The 10,164-nt window shown below is 72.1% G+C and carries 7 protein-coding genes; 2 read left to right on the top strand and 5 right to left on the bottom strand.

From position 1 onward, the window contains the following. Nucleotides 1-280: 280 nt before the first annotated feature. From ACWDNY_RS03050 to pgsA, 3 genes are read right to left on the bottom strand one after another with little or no spacing between them, the layout of a single operon-like run. Nucleotides 281-1,444 (bottom strand): glycosyltransferase family 4 protein, encoded by a 1,164-nt coding sequence (locus ACWDNY_RS03050; RefSeq protein ID WP_451643938.1) that lies wholly within the window; start codon nucleotides 1,442-1,444, stop codon nucleotides 281-283. After that, nucleotides 1,441-2,379, bottom strand: coding sequence for a phosphatidylinositol mannoside acyltransferase (locus ACWDNY_RS03045; RefSeq protein ID WP_451643937.1), 939 nt, complete (start codon nucleotides 2,377-2,379; stop codon nucleotides 1,441-1,443). Before ACWDNY_RS03045 ends, ACWDNY_RS03050 begins: the two co-directional genes overlap by 4 nt. Further along, on the bottom strand, nucleotides 2,376-3,161 hold the full coding sequence (gene pgsA / locus ACWDNY_RS03040; protein WP_451643948.1) for a phosphatidylinositol phosphate synthase: 786 nt from the start codon (nucleotides 3,159-3,161) through the stop codon (nucleotides 2,376-2,378). The genes ACWDNY_RS03045 and pgsA overlap by 4 nt, the downstream gene beginning before the upstream one ends. A gap of 220 nt (nucleotides 3,162-3,381) precedes the next feature. Between pgsA and ACWDNY_RS03035 the strand changes: the two genes are divergently transcribed. Together ACWDNY_RS03035 and ACWDNY_RS03030 are read left to right on the top strand one after the other, a co-directional pair. Beyond that, nucleotides 3,382-5,589 (top strand): elongation factor G-like protein EF-G2, encoded by a 2,208-nt coding sequence (locus tag ACWDNY_RS03035; protein ID WP_451643936.1) that lies wholly within the window; start codon nucleotides 3,382-3,384, stop codon nucleotides 5,587-5,589. A 181-nt stretch (nucleotides 5,590-5,770) separates the two neighbouring features. Continuing rightward, the gene (locus ACWDNY_RS03030; protein ID WP_451643935.1) at nucleotides 5,771-7,426 is read left to right on the top strand and encodes a hypothetical protein; all 1,656 of its coding nucleotides are present in this window, start codon (nucleotides 5,771-5,773) and stop codon (nucleotides 7,424-7,426) included. A gap of 83 nt (nucleotides 7,427-7,509) precedes the next feature. On the opposite strand, the gene ACWDNY_RS03025 is transcribed toward ACWDNY_RS03030, so the two are convergent. Both ACWDNY_RS03025 and thrS read right to left on the bottom strand, forming a co-directional pair. Continuing rightward, complete coding sequence (locus ACWDNY_RS03025) at nucleotides 7,510-8,070, bottom strand: HIT family protein (protein WP_451643934.1); 561 nt, start codon at nucleotides 8,068-8,070, stop codon at nucleotides 7,510-7,512. A gap of 102 nt (nucleotides 8,071-8,172) precedes the next feature. Beyond that, entirely contained in the window at nucleotides 8,173-10,149 is a 1,977-nt protein-coding gene (gene thrS, locus ACWDNY_RS03020; protein WP_451643933.1) for a threonine--tRNA ligase, read from the bottom strand. Between the last annotated feature and the right edge of the window lie 15 nt (nucleotides 10,150-10,164).

The raw sequence follows: 10,164 nt of genomic DNA, 5'->3' as shown, positions 1-10,164 counted from the left end.
GGGTGCCCGTCCTCGGACCGGCGCGGATCAGGTCTCTCGCCGGGGAACCGGTGCAGACGCGCCGGCCGCTGCGGGCGGGCACCCCGCGACCCGGCCCCTCCGGTCCGTCGTGCGGGTGCGGGTCGGGGTGCCGGGCGTCCCGCCGTGCGGCGCGGGTGCCGGGTGCGCCGGGGGCTGTCCGACGGAGAGCCGGGGCTGCCAGGAGTCGCCCCGGTCTGCTCCGCCGGACAGCCGGCCGTGCCCTCGAGCCGGACGGTGCGGCGGGCGGGGTGCAAGCCGGTCAGTCCCGCGCCAGGCCGAACCGTGCCCACAGGCCCGTGGCCCGGTCGTCGGCCGCCACGGCCGCCGCGCCGGCGGTCACCGTCTCGTACACGGACAGGATGTCCGCGCCCACGGTCGACCAGTCGAACCGCCGTACGTGGGCGCTGCCCCGCTCCCGCAGCTCCTGCCGCCGCTCCGGGTCGCCCAGCAGCCGTACGGCCGCGTCGGCCAGGGCGTCGGCGTCCTCGTTGGCGAACAGTTCGCCGGCCGCGCCCCGGTCCAGGACCTGCCCGAAGGCGTCCAGGTTCGAGGCGAGTACCGGGGCGCCCGCCGACATGGCCTCCACGAGGATGATGCCGAAGCTCTCGCCGCCGGTGTTGGGGGCGACGTACAGGTCGACGCTGCGCAGCAGGCGCGCCTTGTCCTCGTCGCTCACCATGCCGAGGAACTCCACGCGCGGGCGCAGCCGGGCGGGCAGCGTCGCGACGGCCTCCTCCTCGTCCCCGCGTCCGGCGACCAGCAGCCGGGTCTGCGGCCGGGCGTCGAGGATCTTCGGCAGGGCCTTCATCAGCACCGGCAGGCCCTTGCGGGGTTCGTCGATGCGCCCGATGAAGCCGATGGTGTCCCCCTGCCACGCGGGGTGGGGTTCGGCCTTGGCGAAGAAGTCGACGTCGACCCCGTTGGGGATGACGACCGCGTCCCCGCCGAGGTGCTCGACGAGGGTCCGGCGCGCGTACTCGCTGACGGCGATCCGTGCGCTGATCTTCTCCAGGGCGGCCTGGAGGATCGAGTAGGCGGCGATCATCGCGCGGGAGCGCGGATTGGAGGTGTGGAAGGTGGCGACGATGGGCCCCTGGGCGGCCCAGCAGGTCAGCAGGCCGAGCGAGGGCGAGGTCGGCTCGTGGATGTGGATGACGTCGAACGCGCCGTCGTGCAGCCAGCGCCGCACCCGGGCCGCGGACAGGAAGCCGAAGTTCAGCCGGGCCACGGAGCCGTTGTACGGCACGGGCACCGCGCGGCCGGCCGAGACGACGTACGGCGGCAGGGGGGTGTCGTCGTCGGCGGGCGCGAGGACGGACACCTCGTGACCGAGGCCGGTGAAGTACTCGGCGAGGTCCCGGATGTGGAACTGGACGCCGCCGGGCACGTCCCAGGAGTAGGGGCAGACGATGCCGATCCTCACAAGGCTCCCGTCCCGGCACGGCCGGCCCGGCCCGGGTCCCTCGCGGGGTCCAGGTCGGCGAGCCACAGCCGCTGCAGCATGTGCCAGTCCTCGGGGTGATCGGCGATGCCCGAGGCGAAGGTGTCGGCCAGTGCCTGTGTCATGACGGACGTCTTCTCGGCGCGCGTGCCGGTCCGGGGCACCTCGATCGGCGGATGGACGCGGCCCCGCATGACGGGCGAGTCGTCGTACCAGAGCGTGGCGGGCATCAGCAGGGCGCCGGTCTGCTGGGCGAGCAGGGCCGGTCCCGCGGGCATCCGGGCGGTCTCGCCGAAGAACGTCACCTCGGTGCCCGAGGCGGACAGGTCGCGGTCGGCGACCAGGCAGACGAGGCCGCCGTCACGCAGCCGCCGGGCCAGCGTGCCGAACGCGGCGCCGCCGGTGTGCGGAAGGACCTCCATGCCGAGGCCCTCACGGTAGGCGACGAAGCGGTCGTACAGCGTCTCGGGCTTCAGGCGCTCGGCGACGGTCGTGAAGGGGATGCGCAGCTGCGTGGTGACCCAGGCGCCCGCCAGGTCCCAGTTGGCCAGGTGCGGCAGGGCGAGCACCACGCCCTTCCCGGCGGCGAGGCCGTCGGTGAGGATGTCCACGTCCTTGGGGTCGAAGCCGGTGCGGATCCGCTCGGGGCTCCAGGCGGGCAGCCGGAAGGACTCCATCCAGTAGCGCAGGTAGGAGCGCATGCCGGCGCGGCTCAGCTCGGCCAGGCGCTCCGGGCCGGCGTCCGGCACCACGCGCGCGTAGTTGCTCTCCAGCCGCCGCACGCCCGTGCCGCGCTGCTTCCAGGCGATGTCGGCGATCGTGCGGCCGAGGCGGGCGGCGACGGGCTCGGGGAGTTGTCTCACGGTGCTCCAGCCGAGGCCGTACAGGGTGTCGGTGACGCGTTCCTGGGCGCTCATGTGGCCGCTCCGCTCCCCCGGGAGGCGTTGCGCTGACCGGCCTGGCCGCCGGTGCCGCCGTGCCCAGGCTCGCCCCCGTGCGCGTCCCCGGCTGCGGCCTCCGCCTCGGCGGACTCCCGGCGGACCGTGACGACGCGCTGGATCAGCGTGACGAGGCTGCCGACGGCGACGATCCACAGGGCGACGGGGAGCAGGTACTGGATGCCCGGCACGCCGAACTTGTGCAGGCCCGCGAAGCCGGCCGCGACCAGTGACACCACCAGCCGCTCGGCACGCTCGACCAGGCCGTTGACGGCGACCGGCAGACCGATCGACTCGCCGCGGGCCTTGGTGTAGGACACCACCTGGCCGCTGGCCAGGCAGAAGATCGAGACGGCGCACAGGACGTTGTCGTCGCCGCGGCCCGCGTACCACAGGGCGAAACCGCCGAAGATCGCGCCGTCGGCGACCCGGTCGAGGGTGGAGTCGAGGAAGGCACCCCAGCGGCTGGAGCGGCCCAGCTGCCGGGCCATGTTGCCGTCCACCAGGTCGGAGAACACGAACAACGTGATGACGACCGTGCCCCAGAAGAACTCGCCCCGCGGGTAGAAGACCAGCGCCCCCACGACGACACCGGCGGTGCCCACGAGCGTGACCATGTCGGGGGTGACGCCCCGGCGGATGAGAAACGCGGCGAACGGTGTGAGGACACGCGTGAAGAATGCACGCGCGTACTTGTTCAGCATGGCCTTCCCGAGGGTCGGTGTCGCCGCCTGGCCCCTGCTGGCCACCGGCTGGCCCATCGTAGCCACGCGCTCGGGTGCGCGACCGGCGGGCACCCGGACCCCTCCCGGCCGGCCCTCGGCCCCCCCCGCGCGCGGGCGCGATCGGGTCGCTCGTATGGACGCCGCGTGACGGGAGTGGAAAGCTCGAATAACCGCGGGCGTCGCCGAGGCCGCCAGTCCCCGCGGGCCCCGGTTGTCCGCGCCCACAACTGACCTCACCTGCACGGGAGGCAAGGCCATGGGCGACAAGGCGAACGCACACCCCGGAGCCGCCGGCAGGGCGGTGGCGGCCGACCATCCCGCGTCCGTGCGGAACGTGGTGCTGGTCGGCCACTCCGGCTCGGGCAAGACGACCCTGGTGGAGGCTCTCGCCCTCACGGCGGGGGCGGTGAACCGGGCCGGCCGCGTCCAGGACGGCAGCACCGTCTCCGACTACGACGACATCGAGCACCGGCAGCAGCGCTCCGTGCAGCTGTCCCTCGTCCCCGTCGCATGGGACGGCATCAAGATCAACCTCCTCGACACCCCCGGTTACGCCGACTTCGTCGGGGAATTGCGGGCCGGTCTGCGGGCGGCGGACGCGGCCCTGTTCGTCGTCTCGGCCGCGGACGGCGTGGACGGCTCGACCCGCATGGTGTGGGAGGAGTGCGCGGCGGTCGGCATGCCACGGGCCATCGTCGTCACCCACCTGGAGGCGGCCCGCGCGGACTTCCACGAGATGACGCGGGTGTGCGCGGAGGCCTTCGGCGGGGATGACCCCGACGCCGTGCTGCCGCTGTACCTGCCGCTGCACGGCCCGCAGGGCCCGGACGGGCACGCGCCCGTGTGCGGCCTGGTCGGGCTGCTGACGCGCAAGCTGTTCGACTACTCCTCCGGGGAGCGCAAGGAGTCCGAACCGGGCGAGGACCAGTTGCCGCGGATGGACGAGGCGCGCAACCGGCTGATCGAGGGGATCATCGCCGAGAGCGAGGACGAGACCCTCATGGACCGCTACCTCGGCGGCGAGCAGGTCGACGTCAAGACGCTCATCCAGGACCTGGAGCGGGCCGTGGCGCGCGGCAGCTTCTTCCCGGTGCTGGCCGCCGCCCCGGCCGCCGAGGGGGCCCGGCAGGGCATCGGCACGGTGGAGGTCCTGGAGCTGATCACCCGCGGCTTCCCGACCCCGGCGGAGGGCGAGGCGCCGGGAATCAGCAGGACGGACGGCACCCCGCGTGAGCTCGCGCCCTGCGACCCGGACGGGCCGCTGGTCGCGGAGGTCGTGAAGACGTCGTCCGACCCGTACGTCGGCCGGATCTCCCTGGCCCGCGTCTTCTCCGGCACCCTGCGCCCCGACGACACGGTCCACGTCTGCGGGCACGGCCTGGCCGACCACGGGCACGAGGGCCGCGCCCTCCACGAGGCCGACGAGCGCGTCGGCGCCCTGTCCACCCCGTTCGGCAAGCAGCAGCGGCCCGTGACGCACGCCGTCGCCGGTGATCTGGTGTGCGTGGCGAAACTGAGCCGGGCGGAGACCGGCGACACTCTCTCGGCCAAGGACGAGCCGCTGCTCATGGAGCCGTGGGACATGCCCGACCCGCTGCTGCCGCTCGCCATCCGGGCGCACAGCAAGGCGGACGAGGACAGGCTCTCCCAGGGTCTGGGCAGGCTGGTCGCCGAGGATCCGACGATGCGGCTGGAGCAGAACCAGGACACCCACCAGGTGGTGCTGTGGTGCCTGGGCGAGGCCCACGCCGACGTCGCCCTGGAGCGGTTGCGCAGCCGGTACGGCGTCCAGGTCGACGTCGTCCCGCACCGGGTCGCCCTGCGGGAGACCTTCGCGGGCAGGTCGGCGGGGCGCGGGCGGCACGTCAAGCAGTCCGGCGGTCACGGCCAGTACGCCATCTGCGAGATCGAGGTGGAGCCGCTGCCGGCCGGCTCGGGCATCGAGTTCGTCGACAAGGTGGTCGGCGGGGCCGTGCCCCGGCAGTTCATCCCGTCGGTGGAGAAGGGGGTACGGGCCCAGGCCGCCAAGGGGGTCGCCACGGGCAACCCGCTGGTCGACCTGCGGGTCACGCTGCTGGACGGCAAGGCGCACTCGGTGGACTCGTCCGACGCCGCGTTCCAGACGGCGGGTGCGCTGGCGCTGCGGGAGGCCGCGGCCGACGCGAGGATCCACCTGCTGGAGCCGGTCGCCGAGGTGACCGTCCTCGTCGGCGACGACTACGTGGGCGCCGTCATGAGCGATCTGTCCGGGCGCCGCGGCCGGGTGCTGGGCACCGAGCAGACGGCCGGGGGCCGCACCCTCGTGCGGGCCGAGGTGCCCGAGATCGAGATCGGCCGGTACGCGATCGACCTGCGCTCCCTGTCGCACGGCACCGCCCGGTTCGACCGCCGGTACGCCCGGCACGAGCCGATGCCGCCGCAGGTCGCCCAGAGGGTACGTGAACAGGAGCGGGAGGCCTCGTAGTTGGCGCGCGGGGCGCACAACGGCGCGCCTGCGGAAGCTTTTCCTCCGGAATGCGGGCGGCTTCGGCCGTCCGCCTCCGGAGCCCCGCGCGGGCGGATACGCTGATGACCTGATCAACAGGTGTGCGCGGAACGGAAGTCGGGAAGGCCGCAGGTGCAGGGACGGCGGCGAGGGGGCGGCAGTGACGGACGGCTTCGATTTCAGTCCGGGGGCGCAGGTGCCCCTGTCGGGCTCCGCGGGCCAGACGGCGGCGACCTACGCGCTGGCCTCGGCGGCGTACCGGGACGACGAGGTCACCAAGATCCTCGAGGCGAACAACGAGTGGCACAAGTCGGCGGTCACCCTGCCCCGGCCCTGGGCGAGGATCTTCCGGCCGCGGTTGGGTGAGGCGTTCTCCCGCGCGGTGATCGACCGTACCCTGGGCGCGGGCCGCAAGCCCCTCATCCAGTCCTTCGGCATCGAGCCGCAGGTCGTCGTGGAGCACTGCCTGGCGGCCCACCGCATCCGCCGGGAGCGCGACAACCGGCTCAGCGCGGTGACGGTGCTGTGCGGGGTGCTGTTCCTGCCGGGCTTCCTCGTCTGGCTGATGGTGTTCACCCTGCGCACGACCGTCGGCAAGCGGGAGGGCAGGCGCTCCGGCGCGCTCGCCACGACCCTGCTCGTCGCCGTGGGCGCCCTGGCGGTGCTCTTCCTGCTCAAGATGCCCTTCTCCGGCTTCTGGGCCTGGTACGCGCGCGCGTCGGTGGTCATGCCGGTCGTCGGCTGGTTCTGGGCCAAGCGGATCTGCGAGCGCACGTCGGCGGACCTGCGGGAGCGCTGGGCGAGCCTGCTGTCGGGCGGCGGCCTCGGCGCGAAGATCCCCGAGGCGGTGCCGGGCAGCCCCGGCGACGCGGCCGAGCAGGTACGCAAGGAGCTCGCCCGGCTCAGCGCCGAGCAGCGCTCCAACTCCGTCTTCTACGCCGGACCCAAGGGCATACTCGGCATGGGCACCCGCTGGGGCAGCTGGCAGCTGGCCGAGGAGCTGGTCTCCGCCGAACCGGGCAAGGAGTTCCACCCCTTCCGCAGCTGGGACGTCATCACCGCGATCCAGGGCGGGCTCGGGATGCTGGAACGCACTCCCATCAACACCGGCGGCTTCCCCAAGCCGTCCGTCACCCACTGGATCGTCACCCCGATCGGGGAGAACGCGGAGGAGGTGGCCCGGCCGAGCGGCACGGACGTGGACGCCTACACGATCAAGACGCACGCCGTGCAGAACATCTGCAACAAGCAGCAGTTCGGCAGCGGGGACCGGCACTACCTCGGCGTCCAGTGGACGCTGTGGGACGGTCAGCTGGTGATCACGATGCTGATCACGGTGACGGTGCTGCACGAGACCCTGCGCATCGAGGTCACCGGGCACGCCCTCGGCCCGGTCAACGGCCTGTTCTACGAGAAGCCGGCGGTCAAGGAGAAGGAGGTGCAGAAGGCGTTCCGGTTCTGGGAGACACGCAAGGTGAAGCTGCCCCTGGTCGACGCCGACGAGGTGGTACGGCTGGCCGCGCGCGCCCCGCTGACCTGGCACCCCGCTCTGCTGAACTGGCTCGGCGGCAAACTGACGCTGCCCGAGCCGTTCGGTCTCCGGCACGCGTGGGCCGACCAGCCCTGGCGCCACCGCTTCATGGCCGACGACGCGCTGCGCGCCGCGACCCCGGTCCTGCGGGTGGTGCACGCGGCGGCGCTGAAGGTGCTGCGGGAGAACGGCGTCGACACGGAGAAGTTCGGTGCGCGGTCCGCCGTCCTCAGCGGGGGCGTGCAGGAGGTCTCGCCGAAGAAGGCGGACGTCTACGACGCCTGAGCCCGCGGTGACCGGGGCTTCCGCTCCGGCCCGGCGGGGTCCCGCGCCGGGCCGGGTCGGCGGGCGCGGGCCCGGCTCGCGCCTCACGCCGTCGGCCAGGCCTCCGCCAGCATCTTGCGGGTGTCGGCCAGCAGCTGCGGCAGCACCTTCGTGTGGCCGACCACCGGCATGAAGTTCGTGTCGCCGCCCCAGCGGGGCACGACATGCTGGTGGAGGTGGGCGGCGATACCCGCGCCGGCCACCGAGCCCTGGTTCATGCCGATGTTGAACCCGTGGGCGCCGGAGGCGGTCCGCAGTGCCCGCATCGCCTGCTTGGTCAGCTCGGCGAGCTCGGCGGTCTCCGCGTCGGTCAGCTCGGTGTAGTCGGCGACGTGGCGGTAGGGCACCGTCATCAGGTGGCCGCCGTTGTACGGGTACAGGTTGAGCACGGCGTACACCTGCTCGCCCCGCCGGACGATCAGACCGTCCTCGTCGGTGCCGGCCGGGATGGAGCAGAAGGGACAGCCGTCGCCGGACCCGGGGCCCGTCGGCTTGTTCTCGCCCTGGATGTAGGCCATCCGGTGGGGCGTCCACAGGCGCTGGAACGCGTCCTGCGTCCCCACTCCGATCTGCTGCTCCGGCTCACTCGTCATACCAGGCAGCATATGGCGTCGGCGGGTCCCGCCGTGTGCGAGGGCCGCGGAAACGGCACGGGCCCTCGGGGGACGTGCTCCCGAGGGCCCGTGGGCCGAGTCGACGCGGAGGGGTCAGACCTGCGTGCGCTCCTCGACGACCCGCGCGATCTTGGCGATGGCCTCGTCGAACGGGATGCCGTTCTCCTGGGAGCCGTCGCGGTAGCGGAAGGAGACGGCGTTGTTCGCCATGTCCTCGTCGCCCGCGATCACCATGAACGGCACCTTCTGCTTCTGGGCGTTGCGGATCTTCTTCTGCATGCGGTCCGAGGAGGAGTCCACCTCGACGCGCAGGCCCCTCCTCTTCGCGGCCGCGGCGAACTCCTGCAGGTACTCGACGTGCGCGTCGCCGATCGGGATACCGATCGCCTGGACGGGGGCGAGCCATGCCGGGAAGGCACCCGCGTAGTGCTCCAGGAGCACGGCGAAGAAGCGCTCGATGGAGCCGAAGAGCGCGCGGTGGATCATGACCGGGCGCTGCTTGCTGCCGTCGGCGGCCGTGTACTCGAGGTTGAATCGCTCGGGCAGGTTGAAGTCCAGCTGGACCGTGGACATCTGCCAGGTGCGGCCGATGGCGTCCTTGGCCTGCACGGAGATCTTCGGGCCGTAGAAAGCCGCGCCGCCCGGGTCCGGGACCAGCGGCAGGCCCTGCTTCTCGGCGACCTGGCGCAGGGCCTTCGTGGCCTCCTCCCACGCCTCGTCCGAACCGACGAACTTCTCCGGGTCCTTGGTGGACAGCTCCAGGTAGAAGTCGGTCAGACCGTAGTCGCGGAGCAGGTTGAGCACGAAGGTGAGCGTCTTGTCGAGCTCGTCGGCCATCTGCTCGCGGGTGCAGTAGATGTGCGCGTCGTCCTGAGTGAAGCCCCGGGCCCGGGTCAGGCCGTGCACGACGCCCGACTTCTCGTACCGGTACACGGTCCCGAACTCGAACAGGCGCAGCGGCAGTTCGCGGTACGAGCGGCCGCGCGCGTCGAAGATCAGGTTGTGCATCGGGCAGTTCATGGGCTTGAGGTAGTAGTCCACGCCCTCGTCGAGCTGCATGGGCGGGTACATGCCGTCGGCGTACCAGTCCAGGTGGCCCGAGGTCTCGAAGAGCTTCCCCTTCGTCGCGTGCGGGGTGTAGACGAACTCGTAGCCCTCCTCCTCGTGGCGGCGCCGCGAGTAGTCCTCCATCACGCGGCGGACGATGCCGCCCCTGGGGTGGAAGACGGCGAGGCCGGAGCCGATCTGCTCCGGGATGGAGAACAGGTCGAGCTCGTTGCCGAGCTTGCGGTGGTCTCGCTTCTCCGCCTCGGCGAGGAACTCCAGGTGCTGCTTCAGCTCGTCCTTGGACGGCCAGGCGGTGCCGTAGATGCGCTGGAGCATCGGGTTCTTCTCGCTGCCGCGCCAGTAGGCGGCCGCGTTCCGCATCAGCTTGAACGCCGGGATCAGCCGGGTGGAGGGCAGGTGGGGGCCGCGGCAGAGATCCTTCCAGCACAGCTCGCCGGTCTTGGCGTCGAGGTTGTCGTAGATCGTCAGCTCGCCGGCGCCGACCTCGACGTCCGCGCCGTCCTCGCTGGACGCGGAGCCCTTGAGGCCGATCAGCTCCAGCTTGTACGGCTCGTCCGCGAGCTCCTCGCGGGCGGCCTCCTCGGTGACGACACGGCGGGAGAAGCGCTGGCCGCGCTTCTGGATCTCCTGCATCTTCTTCTCGATGGCCTTGAGATCCTCGGGGGTGAACGGCTTGTCCACGTCGAAGTCGTAGTAGAAGCCGTCCTTGACGGGCGGGCCGATGCCCAGCTTGGCCTCGGGGAAGATCTCCTGCACGGCCTGCGCCATCACGTGCGCGGTGGAGTGGCGCAGGATGTTGAGGCCGTCCTCGGAGGAGATCTCGACGCCCTCGACGGTCTCGCCGTCCTTCACCTCGTACGCGAGGTCCCTCAGTTCGCCACCTACGCGCGCGGCGATGATCGAGCGCTCGCCGGCGAAGAGGTCGGCGGCCGTAGTGCCCGTCGTCACCACGCGCTCTTCCCGCTCGGAATCGCGTTGGATGATCACACGGACGTCTGACACCGGTCTCTCCTGACT

Source organism: Streptomyces sp. NPDC003697, assembly GCF_053587115.1.
This window is presented reverse-complemented; position numbering and strand designations above follow the sequence as displayed.